The sequence below is a fragment of the Mesorhizobium sp. WSM4845 genome (assembly GCF_055811455.1).
Genome location: NZ_JBVVQA010000010.1, coordinates 157,335 through 176,768, shown reverse-complemented (window position 1 = coordinate 176,768; position 19,434 = coordinate 157,335). Strand labels below are relative to the sequence as shown.

General features: G+C 64.2%; 16 protein-coding genes, 1 tRNA gene and 1 pseudogene. 12 read left to right on the top strand and 6 right to left on the bottom strand.

Annotated features, from left to right (window positions below; genetic code table 11):
* Positions 1-74: 74 nt before the first annotated feature.
* From AC0L2C_RS14510 to AC0L2C_RS14480, 7 genes are all read left to right on the top strand, one after another.
* The gene (locus AC0L2C_RS14510) at positions 75-539 is read left to right on the top strand and encodes a helix-turn-helix domain-containing protein (protein ID WP_473523636.1); all 465 of its coding nucleotides are present in this window, start codon (positions 75-77) and stop codon (positions 537-539) included.
* Positions 539-1,948: a phage portal protein gene (locus AC0L2C_RS14505; RefSeq protein ID WP_473523635.1), complete on the top strand. Its 1,410-nt coding sequence runs from the start codon at positions 539-541 to the stop codon at positions 1,946-1,948. The genes AC0L2C_RS14510 and AC0L2C_RS14505 overlap by 1 nt, the downstream gene beginning before the upstream one ends.
* Positions 1,938-3,794 (top strand): prohead protease/major capsid protein fusion protein, encoded by a 1,857-nt coding sequence (locus AC0L2C_RS14500; protein WP_473523634.1) that lies wholly within the window; start codon positions 1,938-1,940, stop codon positions 3,792-3,794. The genes AC0L2C_RS14505 and AC0L2C_RS14500 overlap by 11 nt, the downstream gene beginning before the upstream one ends.
* Complete coding sequence (locus tag AC0L2C_RS14495; RefSeq protein WP_473523633.1) at positions 3,794-4,006, top strand: phage head-tail joining protein; 213 nt, start codon at positions 3,794-3,796, stop codon at positions 4,004-4,006. The genes AC0L2C_RS14500 and AC0L2C_RS14495 overlap by 1 nt, the downstream gene beginning before the upstream one ends.
* A 2-nt stretch (positions 4,007-4,008) precedes the next feature.
* Complete coding sequence (locus AC0L2C_RS14490; RefSeq protein WP_473523632.1) at positions 4,009-4,344, top strand: DUF2190 family protein; 336 nt, start codon at positions 4,009-4,011, stop codon at positions 4,342-4,344.
* A 220-nt stretch (positions 4,345-4,564) separates the two neighbouring features.
* Positions 4,565-4,756, top strand: coding sequence for a hypothetical protein (locus AC0L2C_RS14485; RefSeq protein WP_473523631.1), 192 nt, complete (start codon positions 4,565-4,567; stop codon positions 4,754-4,756).
* Positions 4,740-5,783, top strand: a complete 1,044-nt coding sequence (locus tag AC0L2C_RS14480; RefSeq protein ID WP_473523630.1) for a tyrosine-type recombinase/integrase — start codon at positions 4,740-4,742, stop codon at positions 5,781-5,783. Before AC0L2C_RS14485 ends, AC0L2C_RS14480 begins: the two co-directional genes overlap by 17 nt.
* Positions 5,784-5,830: 47 nt before the next feature.
* Here the strand turns inward: AC0L2C_RS14480 and AC0L2C_RS14475 are convergent.
* Positions 5,831-5,904 (bottom strand) — tRNA-Gln (locus tag AC0L2C_RS14475).
* A 140-nt stretch (positions 5,905-6,044) separates the two neighbouring features.
* Positions 6,045-6,977 carry a lysylphosphatidylglycerol synthase domain-containing protein gene (locus AC0L2C_RS14470; RefSeq protein WP_473523629.1) on the bottom strand — a complete coding sequence of 311 codons (933 nt, stop codon included), beginning with the start codon at positions 6,975-6,977 and terminating at the stop codon, positions 6,045-6,047.
* A 374-nt stretch (positions 6,978-7,351) separates the two neighbouring features.
* Here AC0L2C_RS14470 and AC0L2C_RS14465 point away from each other — a divergent pair, with 374 nt between their 5' ends.
* Positions 7,352-8,725 (top strand): Ppx/GppA phosphatase family protein, encoded by a 1,374-nt coding sequence (locus tag AC0L2C_RS14465; RefSeq protein WP_473523628.1) that lies wholly within the window; start codon positions 7,352-7,354, stop codon positions 8,723-8,725.
* Between the two features lie 136 nt (positions 8,726-8,861).
* Entirely contained in the window at positions 8,862-9,557 is a 696-nt protein-coding gene (locus AC0L2C_RS14460) for an RlmE family RNA methyltransferase (protein WP_027154665.1), read from the top strand.
* A 213-nt stretch (positions 9,558-9,770) separates the two neighbouring features.
* Here AC0L2C_RS14460 and AC0L2C_RS14455 read toward each other — a convergent pair.
* Positions 9,771-11,165 (bottom strand): annotated as a pseudogene (locus tag AC0L2C_RS14455) (MFS transporter); the annotation flags it as partial.
* A 377-nt stretch (positions 11,166-11,542) separates the two neighbouring features.
* Here AC0L2C_RS14455 and guaB point away from each other — a divergent pair.
* Positions 11,543-13,045, top strand: a complete 1,503-nt coding sequence (guaB, locus tag AC0L2C_RS14450) for an IMP dehydrogenase (RefSeq protein WP_473523627.1) — start codon at positions 11,543-11,545, stop codon at positions 13,043-13,045.
* A gap of 25 nt (positions 13,046-13,070) precedes the next feature.
* Entirely contained in the window at positions 13,071-13,610 is a 540-nt protein-coding gene (locus AC0L2C_RS14445; protein ID WP_473523626.1) for a hypothetical protein, read from the top strand.
* A gap of 374 nt (positions 13,611-13,984) precedes the next feature.
* Here the strand turns inward: AC0L2C_RS14445 and rnd are convergent, their stop codons facing one another.
* The 3 genes from rnd to AC0L2C_RS14430 all read right to left on the bottom strand — a co-directional run bounded on the left by rnd (position 13,985) and on the right by AC0L2C_RS14430 (position 17,143).
* Positions 13,985-15,136, bottom strand: a complete 1,152-nt coding sequence (gene rnd / locus AC0L2C_RS14440) for a ribonuclease D (protein ID WP_023798439.1) — start codon at positions 15,134-15,136, stop codon at positions 13,985-13,987.
* A gap of 97 nt (positions 15,137-15,233) precedes the next feature.
* On the bottom strand, positions 15,234-16,478 hold the full coding sequence (locus AC0L2C_RS14435; RefSeq protein ID WP_128176021.1) for an MFS transporter: 1,245 nt from the start codon (positions 16,476-16,478) through the stop codon (positions 15,234-15,236).
* 161 nt (positions 16,479-16,639) lie between these two features.
* On the bottom strand, positions 16,640-17,143 hold the full coding sequence (locus AC0L2C_RS14430; RefSeq protein WP_473523625.1) for a DUF3280 domain-containing protein: 504 nt from the start codon (positions 17,141-17,143) through the stop codon (positions 16,640-16,642).
* Positions 17,144-17,401: 258 nt separating this feature from the next.
* Between AC0L2C_RS14430 and aspS the strand changes: the two genes are divergently transcribed.
* Positions 17,402-19,192 (top strand): aspartate--tRNA ligase, encoded by a 1,791-nt coding sequence (aspS, locus tag AC0L2C_RS14425; protein WP_473523659.1) that lies wholly within the window; start codon positions 17,402-17,404, stop codon positions 19,190-19,192.
* Positions 19,193-19,434: the final 242 nt, after the last annotated feature.

The window sequence follows — 19,434 nt, the reverse complement described above, 5'->3', positions numbered from 1 at the left end:
AGCGGCCTTACCATTGACGCTGTGTCGGAGGTTGTGTATCTAGTCATCTGACGCGGTGTCTGAGGTTTATGAAAATGGCAACTTTCTCGATTAAGCAGATCACTAAGGCACTCGGGATTTCCCGCTCACGTGTCGAGCAGTGGATTTCGCGTGGCCATTTCCGGACGCCTGATAAACCGATTGTTGGCAAGCCTCGCGAGTGGGACTTCGGTGATACCATGCGTCTGGCGGTTTGCGCGGCACTTGTTGAAGCGGGCTTGCCGGTAGACCAGGCCGGCACGCTCACGCAGTTTTCGTTGCACGGTTTCAAGGATGAGCCGGCAGTGTTTGTCGCCTGGCAGGGCTGGATAGCGCTTGCGGTCAATGACGCGGCGACAGGCAAGCCCGTCCTTGCTCATAGCAGCAGCTGGATGGAGAGGATCATTCGCCTGAGTGCGCTTCCCGAATTCGTGGCGGATGCAAACGTCGAAATAATCACGGTCATACACCTCGACAATCTTGAGGTCCGGCTCAAGAATTTGCTGGGCGAGGACATCTGATGTCGATCCTTGACCGCGCCAAGGCAGCCATTCAGGCCTTTCGCGGCCTCGACGCCGCCGGCAGCACGCGGCGCTGGCGCGAGATCCCGCAGCCGCGCGCGGAGGCCTCCTACGTCGCCGCCGGCGCCGGCATCGTCGCTTCGCGCGCATCGCACTTCGCGCTCAATCACGCCACCGGCGCCCGTATCGCCCAGGTGATGCCTGATCAGCTGGTCGGCACCGGCATCGTGCCGCGCCCTGCGCACCCCACGGAGGGCGTGCGCACCGCGCTGGCGCGGTCCTTCGCCGCCTGGGTCGATCAGGCCGACGCAGATGGCCGCTGCGATTTCTTCGGAATTCAGCTCGGTCTGACGCGCGATATGGTCGTGCTCGGCGAGGGCTTGGCGATCTGGACGGCCGACGCCGCCTCCGGCACGCCGCAGCTGCGCCGGCTGCATCCGGAGCAGCTCGACCGTTCGAAGACGATGCGGCTCGACAGCGGCCGGCTCATCAACCAAGGCGTCGAGTTCGACGTCTTCGGCCGCGTCGCGGCCTACTGGATTCGCCCCGCTCTTGCGGGCGATGCACTCGCCGGCCTGGCGCTTCCCGCCGAACGCTGGCCGGCGAGTGATGTGATCCACATGTTCAAGCCGCTGTTCGCCGGCCAGGTGCGCGGTCTGAGCTGGCTCGCGCCGGTGCTGATGACGGCTAAGACGCTCGAAGCGCTGATCGACGCCATGCTGCAGCGCGCCAGGGTTTCGGCCCTTCACACAGGTTTCATCACCTCGCCGGACGGCGAGCCGCTGCCCTACGATGGCGAGCAGACCGGTTCCGAGCTGGACGCTGTGCTTGAACCCGGCGCGATGTTCACGCTCGATCCCGGCCAGGACATCCGGTTTTCCGAGCCGCCGGACGCCGGCAACGTGCCGGCCTTCGTGTCGTCGATGCTGCGCATGATCGCCTTGGCCAGCGGCCTCGCCTTCGAACAGGTTTCCGGAGACTACAGCCAGGTGAACTATAGCTCTGCCCGGGCGGCCTTGCTGGAATTCCGGCGCTTCGCCGCGACCGTGCAGCACCAGGTCATCGTGTTCCAGCTGTGCCGTCCGACGTGGCGGCGCTTCCTGCTCTGGCAGGTGCTGTCCGGCCGCATCTCGGCGGCGGCCTTCCAGGCCGGCAAGGATGATTTTTTGGCGGTAAAATGGCTGCCGCCGAAATGGGATTGGGTCGATCCGCTGAAGGACGCCCAGGCTGCCATCCTCGAAATCGACAACCGCCTGACATCGCGCGCCCAGGTGGTCGCCGAGCAGGGCCTCGACATCGAGGATCTCGATCGCGAGATCGCCGCCGACCAGGCGCGCATGGAGCGGCTGAAAATCGCGCCGGCGCCGAAGTCGGCACCAGGCGACGGAGGCGCTGCGAATGGGAATTGAGAACCTCCAGCTTCGTGCTGCGGTGTCCTTCCGCCCGCGCTCGATCGACATCAACGCGCGCACGGTCGAGCTGACCGCATCGACCGGCGCGCCGGTTCGTCGCATGGACATGGCCGGTCCGTTCGTCGAGGTGCTGAAGGTCACGACCGCTGCGGTCGACCTTTCCCGCATCGCCACCATGCCGCTGCTCGACAGCCATCGCCAGGACGGTCTCGATCGCCAGCTCGGCGTTGTCCGGGCGGCGCGGATCGCCGCCGGCGAACTGATCATGACGGTAGAGTTTTCCAAGCGCGCCGAGGCGATCTGGCAGGACGTGGTCGCCGGCATTATCGCCAATGCGTCTGTTGCGTATGGCGTCATCGACTTCGTCGACAGTGTCGACGCGGCCGGGCAGCGGACCCGCACCATCACCAGGTGGCAGCCGCAGGAAATTTCCCTGGTACCAGTCGGCGCTGATGCCGGCGCAACAACACGAGGAACGCAAATGGATCCGATCATCGTTCCGGCGCCCGCGCCGGCTCCCGCACCTGCACCCGCACCTGCGCCGGCTCCCGCACCGGCACCGGTCGTGACCCGTGCCGCCGTCAATCAGGAGATCCGCGCGATCGCCGCCACGTTCGAGCTCGGCGCGGATTTCTCCGACACGCTGATCGACCGCGAGGCGACGATCGACGAGGCGCGCGCCGAGGCCTTCCAGCGCGTCCAGACGCAGCGCCAGCGGCCTGCGCCGCGGGCGAGCGTCGGCGCCACGCTGGACGCGGCACCGGAAGTCATCGCCGCACGCATGGGCGAGGCGCTCTATCTGCGCGCCAATCCCGCGCACAAGCTTTCCGACCAGGCGCGGCCCTATGTCGGTCTTACGACGCTCGACATGGCCCGCGAAACCATGCGCATGCGCGGCCTCTCCACCACCGGCCTCTCGCCGGCGGAGACGATCACGCGCGCCCTGCACACCACCTCGGACTTCCCGCTGATCTTCGCCGACACCGCCAACCGCTCGCTGCGCACCGCCTACGAGGCCGCGCCGGCGACGCTGAAGCGCGTGGCAAAGCAGACGACGGCCCGCGACTTCCGCGCCAAGACGCAAGTGCAGCTCGGCGAGGCGCCGACGCTGGAAAAGGTAAACGAGCATGGTGAGTACAAATACGGGACCATGGCCGAGGCCGGCGAGAGCTACCGTATCGACACGTTCGGCAAGATCGTCGGCCTGTCGCGCAAGGCGATCATCAACGACGATCTCGGCGCGTTCACCGACCTGGCATCGAAGATGGGGATGGCCTCTGCCGATTTCGAAGCGCAATTCTTGGTCGACCTGCTCGAATCGGGGGCGGGCCTGGGTCCTCTGATGGGCGATGGCCTGCGCCTCTTCCATGCCACCCACGGCAACCTCGCCGAGGATCCGGTCGACTTCAACGGCGCCAATCCGCCGCGCTACTACGGCCTCGATGCCGCACGGCTCGCCATGCGCAAGCAGACGGGTCTGTCGGGGCGACGCATCAACGTCACGCCGAAGTTCCTGCTGGTGCCGCCGGAAGCCGAGACCGCTGCCGAAGCGGTGCTGGCATTGATCCAGGCTGCATCGGTCGCCGACGTCAATCCGTTCAGCGGCAAGCTCGAACTGCTGGTCGAGGCCCGCCTGTCCTCGGCGACGCGCTGGTATGTGGCCGCCGATCCGGCTGTCATCGAGGGGCTGGAATATGCCTACCTGCAGGGCGCCGAAGGGCCGCAGACCGAAACGCGCGCCGGCTTCGAGGTCGACGGCGTCGAGGTCAAGGTGCGCCTCGATTTCGGCGCGGCGTTCCTCGACTACCGTTCCTGGTTCATGAACGAGGGCGACGCGACCTGATGGCCACGCTGCAGGAACTTCAGTCGAGGCTCGAGGCGCTGCGCAAGGCCCGCGCGACGGGCGTACGCACGGTCCGACACGGCGAGACCTCGACCGAGTTCCGGCCCGATGCCGAAATCGCCACGGCGATCGCCGACCTCGAGCGCCAGATCGCGGCGCTCGAGGGCAGGCCTCGCGTGCGCAGGATCTACATCTCTCAGAAGGAAAGCTGACAATGAAAAATTATGTCCAGGCCGGCAACGTCATCACCGCAACCGCGCCTGCCGGCGGCGTAAGTTCCGGTGACGGTGTTCTTTTCGACAGCCTGTTCGGCGTCGCATCCACCGACGCGGCCGAAGGCGAGGACTTCGAGCTCGCGACCGTCGGCGTGTTCGATCTGCCAAAGGCGGCCGTCAGCGTCACGTTCGGCGCGCCGGTCTACTGGGACGATGACGCCAAGGTGATTACGACCGTTGACAGCACCACAGCCGGCGCGAATGCGGTGGCTGGCATCGCGATTGCCGCTGCCGACAGCGGCGTGGCGACCGCTCGGGTGCGCCTGGTTATCTAGGCGGGGGTGAGCATGGGGCGTGCCGCGCCCTGAAGGTCCAGCCTGTCCCCGCCGGCCGCAAGGCTTCGAAAATGCGGGCAGGATCAACGGCACGAGGCGCGGGATGGAAACCGCCGCAACATCGCCTCGCCGGGGTTCTCCTGCCCCGGCCACGGGTTGCCTGGCGCGCGGCCGACGTGACGGCCGGCCGCGCGCACTTAAACTTCCAAAGGTGAGAACGATGGCTAACGTCCAGTTCAAGATTGCCGACATATCGCGGGCCATCAAAGGGGCGAGCAAGGGCGGCATGCAGGTCGGCCGTGCCGAAATCGATCCGGCGACCGGAAAGATCGTCATCATCGCCGCCACACAGACGAGCGAACCTGAAAACGCCGTCGATAAGTGGATGAGAGACAATGCGCGTTCGTCTTAAAGGGCTGAACAGCCGCACCAAGCAGCTCGCCGATGGCAGCGTCGTTACCTATTACTGGGCTTGGAAGGGCGGCCCACGGCTTCCAGGCAAGCCTGGAGATCCGGAATTTATGGCGGCCTACAACGCTGCCGTCGCCAGCAAGGCCAAGCCGCGCCAGGGAGTGCTGCTTTCCGTATTGAACGCATTTCAGGCCAGCTCGGATTGGGATGACCTGGCGCCGCGCACGCAGGACGACTACGTCAAGCTGATCAAGATCATTGAAAAGAAGTTCGGCGACTTCCCGCTGTCGGGCATGAGCGACCGCCGCACGCGCGGCATCTTCATGGAATGGCGCGACGAGCGCGCCAAGGCCTCTCGCCGGCAAGCTGACTATGGTTGGCAGGTGCTTGCCCGGATCCTGTCATGGGCGCATGGTCGCGGCCTTGTTTCGGCCAACCCATGCGAGAAGGGCGGGCGCCTCTATCGCGGCACCAGGGCGGCCAACGTTTGGACCGCTGCGGACGAGGCCGCATTCCTTGCCAACGCGCCGAAGCATCTGCATTTGCCGCTTACGCTCGCCTTGTGGACCGGCCAACGCCAGGGCGACCTGCTGCGCCTTACCTGGCAGCAGTATGATGGCAAGGTCATCCGCCTGCAGCAATCCAAGACCGGAACCCGCGTGGTCATCCCGGTCGGCGCGCCTTTGAAAGCTGCGCTTGATGCGCAGCGTGGAAAGGCCGGCCAGATCCTGCTCAACAGCGACGATGTGCCATGGACAGCCGACGGCTTTCGATCGTCTTGGCGCAAGGCCTGTGCCGGCGCCGGCGTGGTTGGCGTGACCTTCAATGACATTCGCGGAACGGCTGTGACGCGCCTGGCGATCGTCGGCGCGACCGTGCCGGAGATCGCGACGATCACCGGCCATAGCCTGCGCGACGTCAACGCGATCCTCGATTCCAACTACCTCAATCGCGATCCGGCGCTCGGCGAAAGCGCCATCCGCAAGCTCGAAACGGGAACAAAAATTCCCGACCGTGCGTCCGACTGACACGAAATGTTCTAACAATGAAAAGGGAAAATCGCTTTAATATCAAGTGGCTGGGGAACCTGGATTCGAACCAGGACTAACGGAGTCAGAGTCCGTGGGTCTACCGTTAACCTATTCCCCAGCAGGCGCGGCTGTTGAAAACCACGCGGCAGGGCGACGATGGCGCCGCGCGTGCCTTGTAGCCGCCGTCGGAAAATAGTCAAGCCTGCCGAAGGCATTTCAATCGGCACATTTCATAAGGGCGTGGTTCAAAGCCGCCCCTCAATTCTCCCTTCGCCCGAGCTGCGAGTGCTCGAAATACAGCACGACGCCGAGCGCCATCACCAGCGGGATGATCAGGTAGAACAGCCGGAACACCAGCAGTGCTGCCAGCACGCCGACCGGATCCATATGCGACAGGCCGGCCAGGAAGACGACCTCGAACACGCCGAGCCCGCCCGGCGCATGCGAGATCTGGGCGATCGAGAACGACATCAGGAAGACGCCGAGCACGACGAAGTATCCGGGATTGCCAGCTTCGGGCAGGGCGAAGAAGATGATCGCCGCCGCCGCCAGCAGCTCGATCGGGCCGATCAGCAATTGCCGCGCGACGATCGGCAGCGCCGGATAATGGACCTGGAAGCTTCCGATCTTCAATGGCCTGAGATGCAGCCAGCTGCCGAAGACATAGGCCGCCACCACGAGCAGCATCGCGAGCCCCGCCGCCTGCGAAAGCCGATGATGCGGCGTGCCGGAAAAACGGTCGACGATCTCCGGCGCGAGCACCAGCACAATGCCTGAAACCAACACCGTCGACAGCACGAAGGTAATCCAGCAGATCGCCACCAGAATGCCGACGTCCTGTCCGGTCAGCCCCCTGGTTCCGTAAGCGCGGTAGCGGATCACCGCGCCTGAAAATACCGAGCCGCCGATATTGTGCGACAGCGCGTAGGTGGTGAAGGAGCACAGGGTGACGAACAGCCGCGACACTTTCTTGCCGATATGCAGGAGCGCGATGTGATCGTAGCCGGCCAGCGACGCATAGGCGATGACCGAGCTCAGCGCGGCGAGCACCCAGCCGCGGGCAGGGATGGCGACGATGCCGTCCCAGACGTCGTCGAGCGAGATGCCGCGCAGCTCGTGCAGCAGCAGCCATAGCGAGAAGACGACCGCCGCAACGCCGACGACCGGCCAGAAATAACGCCTCCAGTTCATGGCGTGACGATCATGCGTTGCAGCCCCGTTGCCCGTTCGGTTCGCGTCAGGAAAACTGCCCGCGATTTCGAATGTTTCATACCCGCCATTTCAGAAATGCCTTATCGAAGCCGGCTATTCAACCGGCAAGGCGCTGCTGCGGGAGAAGGAAAGGCTAGCGATCCTTCGCGCCCCCCTCTGTCCGGCAGGACAGAGGGGGGCGCTGTCCCGCCATCATTGGGCCGAGCGGAGCGGCGAGACAATGCCGCCGACAAATTCGACCCCTGCGCTCTTGGTGATCCGGCCCGGCGCTGCTAGTCTGGTGGCAACTTGGAACACATGAAAGCGCCTGCTGCGTCCGGTCTCCGGTTCGCGCGGCGCCGGAAGGAACTGAAGTGGAAGACCACGACACCGGCGCCGGCGCGCCGGAAGTGGGCGTGTCCAGGGCTTCGCCGCCGCCTTCGGGCCAGGCAAGCCCACCCACCGGCCGGCACAATGGCCGCCCGGTGCAGCCTTGGTCCGGTCAGGGACAGGCAGGCGACGCGTCCCAGCATCAGAATGGCCAGAAGGCCAAGACCAGGAAGCGGCGCAAACGCCGGCGCGGCCGCAAGGTTTTTGCGCGCGACGACGCTCGCCTCGCTGCGGCCGGAGTGGCGTCTGCTGCTGTCAGCGCTCCGGCCAGCCGCCCGCCCGCGGCGATCGTCGCGGCCTTGCCGTCGGTTGCGCCAGGCCGGCCGGAGCCGGCTGCTCGCCGCCCGCCGCTGCAGGAACTGCCGGTGTTTGCGGCACTCGATCTTGGCACCAACAATTGCCGGCTGCTGGTGGCGGTGCCGACGCGCCACGGCCAGTTCCGCGTCATCGACGCTTTCTCGCGCATCGTCAGGCTGGGCGAGGGCCTCACCGCCAATGGCCGGCTCGGGCAGCCGGCGATGGACCGTGCGGTCGAGGCGCTGAAGATCTGCGGTGACAAATTGCGCAACCGCAAGATCAGGAAGGCCCGGCTGATCGCCACCGAAGCCTGCCGCACGGCCGCCAACGGCGCCGAGTTCCTCGACCGCGTCGAGCGCGAGGCGGGGTTGAAACTCGAGATCATCGACCGCCAGACCGAGGCGCGGCTGGCGGTGTCGGGCTGCGGCTCGCTGGTCGACCGCGACACGCAAGGCGTCGTCCTGTTCGATATCGGCGGCGGCTCCTCGGAAATCGCGCTGATCGATCTCACCGGCCACCGCTCGCCGAGGCTCGCAAACCACATCGTCTCCTGGACGTCGCTGCCGGTCGGCGTCGTCTCGCTGGCCGAGCGCTTCGGCGGCCGCGCCGTCACCCGTGAGATCTTTGCCGCCATGGTCGAGGATGTGGCTGTGCGCCTGCACGCCTTCGACGGGCGCGACCGGCTGAGCCATGTGCTCGCCAGCCCGAAATTCCACTTGCTCGGCACCTCGGGCACGGTGACGACGCTGGCCGGCGTCCACCTCGACCTGGACCGCTACGACCGCCGTCGCGTCGACGGGCTTTGGATGGATCGCGACAGCGTCGACCGCATGGTCGAAAAACTGGTCGGCTGGGATTTTCAGCAGCGCGTCGCCAATCCTTGCATCGGCGCCGATCGCGCCGATCTGGTGCTGGCCGGCTGCGCCATCCTGGAAGCGATCCGCGCGGTGTGGCCGTCGGAGCGGCTGCGCGTCGCCGACCGCGGCCTGCGCGAGGGCATATTGAGCGAATTGATGGCCGACGACGGTGTCTGGCGCAACAATGGGCGGGGCAGAGCATGATCCCGAAAAGTGGCAGCCGGTTTTCGGAAAAGATCATGCTCAGACCAGAATGCATGATCCCGAACCGCAGAACCGCGTCAGCGAAAAGTGGCAACCGGTTTTCGGAAAATATCATGCTCAAACAAGAAGTCAGGCAATGACCAGGAAACCGGAAAAACCAGGCTCTGCCGGCATTCGCGTGCTGAAGACGCGGATCAAGAAGAAAAGCGGCCTGAAGGAATCGTCGCGCCGCTGGCTGCAGCGCCACATCAACGACCCCTATGTCCAGCGTTCCAAGGCCGACGGCTACCGCTCGCGCGCGGCCTACAAGCTGATCGAGATCGACGACAAGCACCATCTGCTCAAGCCCGGCATGAAAGTCATCGACCTTGGCGCGGCACCCGGCGGCTGGTGCCAGGTCGCCGCCGCGCGCACGAAATCGACGGCCGAACACCCGCATGTCGTCGGCATCGACTATCTGGAAATGGACGCGGTGCCCGGCGCGCCGGTGCTGTTGATGGATTTTCTCGACCCGCAGGCGCCGCAAAAGCTCGCCGAAACGCTCGGCGGCCAACCGGACATCGTTTTGTCCGACATGGCCGCACCCACCACCGGCCATCGCCGGACCGATCACATCCGCACCATGTATCTGTGCGAGGTGGCCGCCGATTTCGCCCTCTCGGTGCTGAAGCCGGGCGGCCATTTCCTCGCCAAGACTTTCCAGGGCGGCGCCGAGAACGAATTGCTCGCCAGGCTCAAGCAGAATTTCCGCTCGGTCCACCACGTCAAACCGCCGGCCTCGCGCGACGAGTCGGTGGAGCTTTATCTGCTGGCGAAGGATTTTAAGGGTTAGCGTCCTTTCCTTCTCCCCTTGTGGGAGAAGGTGGCCGAGCGAAGCTCGGTGGGATGAGGGGTGCTCCAGCTTGACGCAAACTCTCGTATACATCGGCAAAATCACCAACGCCTCATTCCGTCCAACACTCTCAACCGTCTCGGCGCTGCGCGCCGATCCACCTTCTCCCACAAGGGGAGAAGGGAGAGAGCCTACGATCCCGGTGGACCCACCCAGCGTCTTCGGCGCCGTCAGCCCGCCATGTCCCGATACGGCGTTGCCGGCATCGGGCGCCAGCCGCATGAATGACAGCGATGCGGCGGCCGACACCGCCGCGACAATGAAGAACGCGATGTGGAAGTCGCTCAGCGTCAGCGCCCCGCCATGGATTGTCGTCGACACTTCCAGAATGCCGCCGGCCAGCGCCACGCCGAGCGCGATCGACAGTTGCTGGAACACTGCGGCGATCGGCGTTGCCCTGCTGGTGTCGGCGGTCGAAATCTCGGCATAGGCTAGCGCGTTGATGCCGGTGAAGAACATCGAGCGGATGAAGCCGCCGGCGAGCATGGCGGCGAGGATCAGCAGATATGGCGTCTCGGGCGTCAGCAGGCCGTTGATGGCAATCGACGCCGCCGCGATCAGCGAGCCGAAGATCAGCACGCGGCGGAAGCCGGCGACCCGGAAGATCAGCGCGGTGACGAATTTCATGCCGATGGCGCCGATCGCCGCCACGAAGGTGATCATTCCCGACTGGAACGGCGTCAGCCCGAAGCCGATTTGGAACATCAGCGGCAAAAGGAAGGGTACGGCGCCGATGCCGATGCGGAACAGCCCGCCGCCGAGGACCGAGGCGCGGAACACCTGGTTGCGGAACAGTTCGAGCGCCAGCAGCGGATTTTTGGCGCGGCGCGCATGCAGGAGGTAAAGCACGGCAGAAACCAGCCCGACAGCCACGGTGAGGAAGCCGGCAATCGGCGGCAAGGCCGGCAGGCTGACCACCGACAGGCCGAAAACGATGCCCGATGCCGCCAGGCCGCTCAGCACGAAGCCGATGAAATCGAGCGGCGGCGTTGGCGCCGCTTCGGTCTCCGGCAGGAAGCGCGTGGCCAGCCAGATGCCGATCAGCCCGATCGGCACATTGATCAGGAAGATCCAGTGCCAGCTGAAATAGGTGGTGATGAAACCGCCGACCGGCGGCCCGACGAGCGGCCCGACCAATGCCGGAACGGTCAGCCACGACATCGCGGCGACGAGCTCGCTCTTCGGCGTGGCGCGCACCAGCACCAGCCGTCCCACCGGCGTCATCATGGCGCCGCCAATGCCTTGCAGGAAGCGTGAGACCACGAAGGCCGGCAGCGAATTCGACGCCGCGCAAGCGACCGATCCGACGATGAACACGGCAATCGCGGCGCGAAACACGGTCTTGGCGCCAAAATGGTCGGCCATCCAGCCGCTGATCGGAATGAACACCGCCAGCGATACCAGATAGGCGGTCAGCGCCAGCTTGAGCGCCACCGGGCTGGTCTGGAGGTCGACGGCGATCGCCGGCAGCGACGTTGCGATAACGGTCGAATCCATGTTTTCCATGAAAAGGGCGACCGCCAGGATAAGCGGAATGGTGCGGTTCATGGAGCGCGTCCGGATTCGATTGTTGCCGACCGGGCAAGCCGACAGGCAGGGCGGTTACCACGGGTTGCGTTGGATGTCGCCTTAACTTGCTGTCACATTTGAGCGACCTGGCAGCGGGCATGCCCAACAACACTCCGGAGCAGCGCCGTCGGCGAGGCGGCCGCTTCGGCTTTCGCCAATCACCAGCGGTGAATGCCGGTCGCCATCCGTCACCGCGAAAGGCATTAAGCTGAGTTCGCGGCCCTGTCGTGCACAAGCAATCGGCTTTTCAACGGCGACGGGACGTGTTACGAGCCAGCGCCAATCCTGAAAGGGAAGAAGACGAGTCGGCGCTGTCCATCCGGTCCAGCGCTTTTCATGCATTCCGAGGGCTGGCCATGGCAAAGATTATCGAAACGTCCACGGGCGCATTGGCGCTGACCTTTGACGATGTGCTGCTGCAGCCGGGTCATTCCGAGGTCATGCCCGGCGAAACCGATATCGGCACCCGCATTGCCGGCGACATCGACCTCAACGTGCCGATCCTCTCCGCCGCCATGGATACCGTCACCGAGGCGCGTCTTGCCATCGCCATGGCCCAGGCCGGCGGCATCGGCGTCATCCACCGCAATTTCTCGCCTGCCGAACAGGCCGAGCAGGTGCGGCAAGTCAAAAAGTTCGAATCCGGCATGGTGGTGAACCCCGTCACCATCGGCCCCGATGCGACGCTCGCCGACGCCCTGGGGCTGATGCGCAACTACAGCATCTCGGGCATTCCGGTGGTCGAGAATGGCGGCGCTGGCGGGCACACGGTCGGACGGCTGGTCGGCATACTGACCAACCGCGACGTGCGCTTCGCTTCCGACCCGGGCCAGAAAGTCTACGAGTTGATGACCCGTGAGAACCTGATCACGGTCAAGGAAAATGTCGATCAGGAGGAGGCCAAGCGGCTCCTGCACCAGCACCGCATCGAAAAGCTGGTCGTGGTCGATAGCGGCGGCAATTGCGTCGGATTGATCACCGTCAAGGACATCGAGAAGTCGCAGCTCAACCCGCACGCCACCAAGGACGTGCAGGGGCGCCTGCGCGCGGCGGCCGCCACCAGCGTCGGCGATGACGGTTTTGAGCGCGCCGAGCGGCTCATCGATGCCGGCGTCGACCTTTTGGTGATCGACACCGCGCATGGTCACTCGCAACGCGTGCTCGATGCGGTGACGCGGGCCAAGAAACTGTCCAATTCGGTCCGCATCCTGGCCGGCAACGTGGCCACTTCAGAAGGCACGCTGGCGCTGATCGATGCCGGCGCCGATGCCGTCAAGGTCGGCATCGGGCCGGGTTCCATCTGCACCACCCGCATCGTCGCCGGCGTCGGCATGCCGCAGCTTTCCGCGATCATGTCGGCGGTCGAGACGGCGCAGAAATCGGGCGTCTCGGTCATCGCCGATGGCGGCATAAAATATTCCGGCGATCTCGCCAAGGCGCTCGCCGCCGGCGCCAGTGCCGCCATGATCGGGTCGCTGCTGGCCGGCACCGACGAGAGCCCGGGCGAAGTCTATCTGCACCAGGGCCGCTCGTTCAAAGCCTATCGCGGCATGGGCTCGGTCGGCGCCATGGCGCGTGGCTCCGCCGACCGCTATTTCCAGGCCGAGGTTCGCGACACGCTGAAACTGGTGCCGGAAGGCATCGAAGGGCAGGTGCCTTACAAAGGACCTGTGTCCGGCGTGCTGCACCAGCTTGCCGGCGGCCTGAAAGCCGCTATGGGTTATGTCGGCGGGCGCGACCTTGCCGATTTCCGCGACCGCGCCACGTTTGTACGCATATCCAACGCCGGACTTCGTGAAAGCCACGCCCATGACGTCACGATCACCCGCGAAAGCCCGAATTACCCCGGCGGAGCCTAACCAGTTCGCACGAAGCCTGACGGCAATGATGCTGCGGCTGTCGCGCCACGCTGCCGCGCTCTGTTTTGTCTGCGCGGGGGTTTTCGTCGCCATGACGGCGATGGAGTTCCTCTATTTCCGCCAGCTGAGCGGCGGCCTGCCGTCGCTCGATTTGCGCTTTGCCGGGTCCACCCCGGACGAGGGCATGGCCTGGCTGACGGCACTCGGGCGTCGCGGCAGCGAGATCATCCTGGTCTGGCATTACCTGACCTTCGACCTGCTATTTCCGGCGCTGCTGTCGCTGACATTGGTCAGCCTGATCCTTGCCGCCGGGCGGCGGCTGAAGAACTTCCGGGCTCTGTCCGCCCAGCTTCAGTCGCTGTTCGCGCTCGTCCTGGTGCTGCCCTACACGCTTGCCGATTATGCGCAGAACATCGCGGTGGCCCGCATGCTCTCCGATTTCCTGTCGGCCAATCCGGACTCGCTGTCCTTCGCCTCTGCGCTGATCGTCATCAAATTCGCGCTTCTGGCGATACCCGTGATCGTCATCGCGGTATTTCACCTGGCCGCTCAGAAACAGCGCTGACTGCCCTTCTCCCCTTTGTGGGAGAAGGTGGCCGAGCCCACGGGTCATGCCTTTGGCAAGCCCGAGGACAGGCTCAACTCGGTCGGATGAGACACATCGCCCGGCGCCGGGCGCCATCGTAGATGAAAGGTGCGCGGGCGCTTTCTCTGATATATCGGCTTTGAAATCGAGCCCTTGGCCCAAGCCGCTATCCGATTGAAATGAAACAGAGTTTGAAGTTACTTTCATGGCAGGGGTGTTGGAAGGATCGCGGCCATTAAATCGTTAAAATCATTCAATATTTTAACGCGGCGTTTCTTCCAGAACCCCTCATCCGTCTCGGCGCTAACGCGCCGATCCACCTTCTCCGCAAGGGGAGAAGGACGTCGCAGACGCTACAAATCGAACAGCGCGATCTTGCGCTTGTCGAACTTGATGGCGAGCTCGCCGCGCACCAGTTTGAGCGCCGCCTCGCCGAACACGGCGCGTCGCCAGCCTTGCAAGGCCGGCACGTCGGCGTCCTCGCCCTCGGCGGCGATGCGGTCGATGTCGTCGCTTGAGGCCAGCACCTTCGAAGCGACGCCCTCCTTTTCGGCGACGATCCGCAACAGCACTTTCAGCAGTTCCGCGGCGGCATTGGAGCCTTCGGGCGGCTGAAAACTCTTCGGCAGCTTCGGCATCTCTTCCCTGGGCAAGGCAAGCGCGCTGTTGACCGCGCCAAGCAGCGCCGTTGCCGTCGCCGAGCGTTCCCAGCCTTTCGGCGTGGTGCGCAGCTTGCCGAGTGCTGCCGCATCGCGCGGCGCCTGCTGCGCCACCTCATAGATGGCGTCGTCCTTGAGCACCCGGCCGCGCGGCACGTCGCGTTCGCGCGCCTCACGCTCGCGCCATGCCGCCACCGCTTGCACGATCGCCAGTTCCTGCGGCTTGCGCAGCCGCATCTTCAGCCGCTTCCAGGCGTCCTCCGGATGCGGATCGTAGGTTTCGCGGGCGGTCAGCACGTCCATCTCCTCGTTCAGCCAGTGGGCGCGGTTTTCCCGCACCAGCTCCGCGCTGAGGTGCTGGTAGACCTCGATCAGATGGGTGACGTCGGCAAGCGCGTAGTCGAGCTGTTTTTCGGAAAGCGGCCGGTGGCGCCAGTCGGTGAAACGTGAGGACTTGTCGAGCCGGGCGCCGGTGACCTTCTGGACGAGTTGGTCATAGGAGACGCTGTCGCCGAAGCCGCAAACCATCGCCGCCACCTGGGTGTCGAACACAGGATGCGGCACCAGATCGCCGAGATGAACGATGATTTCGATGTCCTGGCGCGCCGCATGGAAGACTTTGACGACCGCCTCGTTGGCCATCAGCCTGAAGAACGGCTTCAGGTCGATATCGGGTGACAGCGGGTCGATCAGCGCCGTCACCCCGGGTGCTGCCATCTGGATCAGGCAGAGAATCGGCCAAAAGGTCGTCTCCCGAATGAATTCGGTGTCGACGGTGACGAAATCCGACTTTTCGAACGCGGCGAGAGCGGTCTCGAGTTCTTTTTGGGTGGTGATGACGTGCATCAAATCGCTTTTGGCAAAGTGTAAGGTCTCCTTCAATTTCAGCCGCGCGGGCTTTCGTCAAGCCGCTGTCCGGGTTTCAAGACCTGGCGGGCCGTCATCAGTGCCTGGCAGGCCCGTCGGAATCATCGTTGCGCTTGGCCAGCCGGGCGAACACCGTCGATGTGCGCAAAAGGCCGATGAAACGGCTGCGATGGCCGGCCGGCACGCCCGATCGCACCTGCATCCGGTACAGGATGACCACGACGAAGATGGCGTAGACGGTGGCGGTGAACACGAACAGCGCGCTTGGCCCGAAATACTGCATCGCCGTCGAGGCGGCGAACGGCCCGCCAATGGCGCCGAAGGAATAGAACAGCATCAGCGCCGCGTTGATCAGCACGAACTCGCCCTTGTCGGCGCGGTCGTTGGAGTGCGCCGCCGACAGCGAATAGAGCGGCATGGCGAAGCAGCCGAAGATGAAGACGATCACGAAGTTGAGGGACGGATCGCTGCGCGCCCAGAACACCAGCGCCAGCGACGCCAGCAGCGCGCAGCACGTCGTTATCAGCAGCACCGAACGCCGGTCCCAGCGGTCGGACAGATAGCCGAGCGGATACTGGATGATGGCGCCGCCGAATATGCCGACGCTGACGAAGGTGACGACGTCGGTGACCGACATGCCGATCTGTTCGGCATAGACCGGCGACAATGTGCGAAAAGCGCTGTTGGTGACGCCGACGGCAATGCAGCCGAAGCAGCCGAGCGGCGAGATCCGCCAGACGCGGGCGAGATCGAGCTTGACGTCTTCGGGCGGGGTCGGGTTGGAGCGATCGCCAAGCGACACCGGTACCAGCGAGAGCGTGATCATGATCGACATGACGGCGAAGATGGCGAAACCGCTGGCGCCGACGATCGGGATTAGGAACTGTGCGCCGGTGACCGAACCGATGTCGACCATCCGGTAGATGGCCAGCACCCGCGCGCGGTCCTTGTTGGCGGCTCCGGAATTGAGCCAGGCTTCCATGATGGTGAACAGGCCGGCGAAGCAGAAGCCGCCGGCGAGACGCAACGCGCACCACATGACCGGGTCGACGACCAGCACCAAAAGCAATGTCCCGGCCGAAGCGATCGCCGCCAGCGCGGAAAACGCGCGGACATGGCCGACGGCCTTCATGATGTGGGTGACGGCGAGGCAGCCGAGCAGGAAGCCGGCGAAATAGAACGTCCCCATCAGGCCGATGGTCGAGGCCGAAAACCCCTCCTGCGCCCCGCGCAATGCGATCAAGGTGCTCTGCAGGCCGTTGCCGCCGAGCAGGATGCCGGCGGCAATAAGGAGCGGGATCAGCGGGCGCATGGAGGACATGAAGGAGGGCCTGTCGTTGATCCTTCTTGAACCATCGCCCACGCCAATGCCAGCGGCAATTGCCGGCGGTTAGCAGGCCAGCGCCGGCTATCAACGTATCAGTTTGATTTTAGCTGGGAATCCTTCGCGCTGCCGATGGCGCACTCGGGTGGCTTGCCGCCCTACCGAAGAATTCTGTTTTTCATCAGCCATTTGACGGAGCGGGGCCACGCGTAATTCGCACCCATGCGCAGGTCGGTAAACCCCTGCGAAACAGGTTGCCCGGTATCAGCGTCGAGGATGCGAATGAACATCGTATGCTCTGTTCGGCTGACGCGCGTTACGACGCCCAGCAAGGCAAGAGACGCGCCGTGCTCTTTGGCGATCTTGCTTTCACAGCCGCCGCAATTGCGCAATCCGTGCGGCGCCACCGCCTGCTCATCCCCGACTGGCACATCAAGCACTGTAAAGCGCCCTGACTGGGAGAGCATGTCCTTCGCCATTTGTGCCGACTCGGACAGATAGCGCCTATCATGTTCATCCGGCGGAATTATGCCTGCGCCAGCGCTCTTGTCTTCCAATTCGAAAGGAAACACCTCGATGGACATCGGCTTTGTCTGTGCGTGTGCAAATGCGCAGGTGCCGACAAGCAGCATCACCAGGACAGTCAATGTGCGAATGCGCATGGTAGTCCTCCCGCCAATGTGACGGCCATTGTACACGGCTCGGCCACGCTGATCACGATCAGGCGGAGGAAATTCTACACTTTGACTGTGGTGCGGAGTTTTCACACAGCCACGGACGAATGCCGAAGTTCGAATCAAGATGCTGCCCGGGCGACGCCTGCCTTGACAAAGGCGGCCTCTCATGTGCTTTTCGCGCAAATTTTCGGGCCGGGCCATCATGCCTTGGCCGCAATCAGACATCCGGACTTATCCATGACAATGCATCGTTACCGCAGCCATACCTGTGCCCAGTTGAGGAAAAGCGACGTCGGCTCTTCCGTTCGCCTTTCGGGCTGGGTGCATCGCGTACGCGATCATGGCGGCCTGCTGTTCATTGATTTGCGCGACCACTATGGCCTGACGCAGATCGTCGCCGACCCGGATTCGCCGGCTTTCAAGATTGCCGAGACCGTGCGCGGCGAATGGGTCGTCCGCGTCGACGGCGAGGTCAAGGCTCGTCTGGCCGAGACCGCGAACGCCAATTTGCCGACCGGCGAAATCGAGGTTTTCGCGCGCGAGATCGAAGTGCTGTCGGCGGCCAAGGAACTGCCGCTGCCGGTGTTCGGCGAGCCGGACTATCCCGAGGACATCCGTCTCAAATACCGCTTCCTCGATTTGCGCCGCGACACGCTGCACAAGAACATCGTGGCGCGCACGAAGATCATTGCCGAGATGCGCAAGCGCATGGGCGAGGTCGGCTTCACCGAATTCTCGACGCCGATCCTGACCGCTTCGTCGCCCGAAGGCGCGCGTGATTTCCTGGTGCCGTCACGTATCCATCCCGGCACCTTTTACGCGCTGCCGCAGGCGCCGCAGATATACAAGCAATTGATCATGGTGTCGGGCTTCGACCGTTACTTCCAGATAGCGCCTTGCTTCCGCGACGAGGACCCGCGCGCCGACCGGCTGCCGGGCGAATTCTACCAACTCGACCTGGAAATGAGCTTCGTCGAGCAGGACGACATTCTGGCGACCATGGAGCCGGTGATGCGGGGCGTGTTCGAAACCTTTGCCGCCGGCAAGCCGGTGACGCAGGAGTTTCCGCGCATCGCCTATGACGTCGCCATGCGCAAATACGGCACCGACAAGCCGGACCTGCGCAACCCGATCGAGATGCAGGCGGTCTCCGAACATTTCCGCGAGTCCGGCTTCAAGGTGTTCGCCAACATCCTTGCCAACGACCCGAAGGCCGAGGTCTGGGCCATTCCGGCCAGGACCGGCGGTTCACGCGCTTTCTGCGACCGGATGAATTCCTGGGCGCAAGGCGATGGCCAGCCGGGCCTCGGCTACATCTTCTGGCGCAAGGAGGGCGAGAAGCTCGAAGGCGCCGGTCCGCTCGCCAAGAACATCGGCGAGGAGCGCACCGAGGCAATCCGCCTCCAACTCGGGCTTGCCGATGGTGACGCCGCCTTCTTCGTCGCCGGCGACCCGAAAAAGTTCGTCTCGTTCGCGGGCGCGGCGCGCACCCGCGCCGGCGAGGAGCTGAACCTGGTCGATCGCGACCGTTTCGAACTATGCTGGATCGTCGACTTTCCCTTCTTCGAATGGAACGAGGACGAGAAAAAAATCGATTTCGCCCACAACCCGTTCTCGATGCCGCAGGGCGGCATCGATGCGCTCAACGGTAAGGATCTGCTCGGCATCAAAGCGTTCCAGTATGACATGGTCTGCAATGGTTTCGAGATCGCCAGCGGAGGCATCCGCAACCATCTGCCGGAAACCATGGTCAAGGCATTCGAGACTGTCGGGCTCAATCGCGAGACGGTCGAGGAGCGCTTCGGCGGCCTCTACCGCGCCTTCCAGTACGGCGCACCGCCGCATGGCGGCATGGCGGCCGGCATCGACCGCGTCGTCATGCTGCTGGTCGGCGCCAGGAACCTGCGTGAAGTAACAATGTTCCCGATGAACCAGCAGGCTTATGATCTGCTGATGAGCGCGCCGGCGGAAGCCAGCCCGCAGCAGCTTCGCGAATTGTCGCTGCGCGTCGCCGTGACCAAGAAAGAAGGTTAAAAGCCTCCCGCAACCGACGCTAAACGCTGTCGTTTTGCGCGGCCCATCATCCCCCTGCCGGCACCTTCTCCCCGTATAGTGACGGGGAGAAGGACAGATGGCCGCGACGTTGGCACCCGTCTTGCCACGCTGCCAGTTGGCGAAATCATTTTGTGACGGTGCTTTTTCCCCGTCACTATCCGGGGAGAAATGCCCGGCAGGGCAGTGAGGGGCGGCGCTGACGCTCCGAGGCCCCCGCCCCA

Excerpts from the sequence above, each read along its gene's own strand:
- AC0L2C_RS14495 (WP_473523633.1), top strand. The coding sequence starts at position 3,794 with ATGGCCACGCTGCAGGAACTTCAGTCGAGGCTCGAGGCGCTGCGCAAG.
- AC0L2C_RS14460 (WP_027154665.1), top strand. The coding sequence starts at position 8,862 with ATGACCAGGAAACCGGAAAAACCAGGCTCTGCCGGCATTCGCGTGCTG.
- AC0L2C_RS14485 (WP_473523631.1), top strand. The coding sequence starts at position 4,565 with ATGGCTAACGTCCAGTTCAAGATTGCCGACATATCGCGGGCCATCAAA.
- AC0L2C_RS14470 (WP_473523629.1), bottom strand. The coding sequence starts at position 6,977 with ATGAACTGGAGGCGTTATTTCTGGCCGGTCGTCGGCGTTGCGGCGGTC.
- AC0L2C_RS14480 (WP_473523630.1), top strand. The coding sequence starts at position 4,740 with ATGCGCGTTCGTCTTAAAGGGCTGAACAGCCGCACCAAGCAGCTCGCC.
- AC0L2C_RS14500 (WP_473523634.1), top strand. The coding sequence starts at position 1,938 with ATGGGAATTGAGAACCTCCAGCTTCGTGCTGCGGTGTCCTTCCGCCCG.
- AC0L2C_RS14430 (WP_473523625.1), bottom strand. The coding sequence starts at position 17,143 with ATGCGCATTCGCACATTGACTGTCCTGGTGATGCTGCTTGTCGGCACC.
- AC0L2C_RS14510 (WP_473523636.1), top strand. The coding sequence starts at position 75 with ATGGCAACTTTCTCGATTAAGCAGATCACTAAGGCACTCGGGATTTCC.
- guaB (WP_473523627.1), top strand. The coding sequence starts at position 11,543 with ATGGCAAAGATTATCGAAACGTCCACGGGCGCATTGGCGCTGACCTTT.
- rnd (WP_023798439.1), bottom strand. The coding sequence starts at position 15,136 with ATGCACGTCATCACCACCCAAAAAGAACTCGAGACCGCTCTCGCCGCG.
- AC0L2C_RS14490 (WP_473523632.1), top strand. The coding sequence starts at position 4,009 with ATGAAAAATTATGTCCAGGCCGGCAACGTCATCACCGCAACCGCGCCT.
- aspS (WP_473523659.1), top strand. The coding sequence starts at position 17,402 with ATGCATCGTTACCGCAGCCATACCTGTGCCCAGTTGAGGAAAAGCGAC.
- AC0L2C_RS14505 (WP_473523635.1), top strand. The coding sequence starts at position 539 with ATGTCGATCCTTGACCGCGCCAAGGCAGCCATTCAGGCCTTTCGCGGC.
- AC0L2C_RS14435 (WP_128176021.1), bottom strand. The coding sequence starts at position 16,478 with ATGTCCTCCATGCGCCCGCTGATCCCGCTCCTTATTGCCGCCGGCATC.
- AC0L2C_RS14445 (WP_473523626.1), top strand. The coding sequence starts at position 13,071 with ATGATGCTGCGGCTGTCGCGCCACGCTGCCGCGCTCTGTTTTGTCTGC.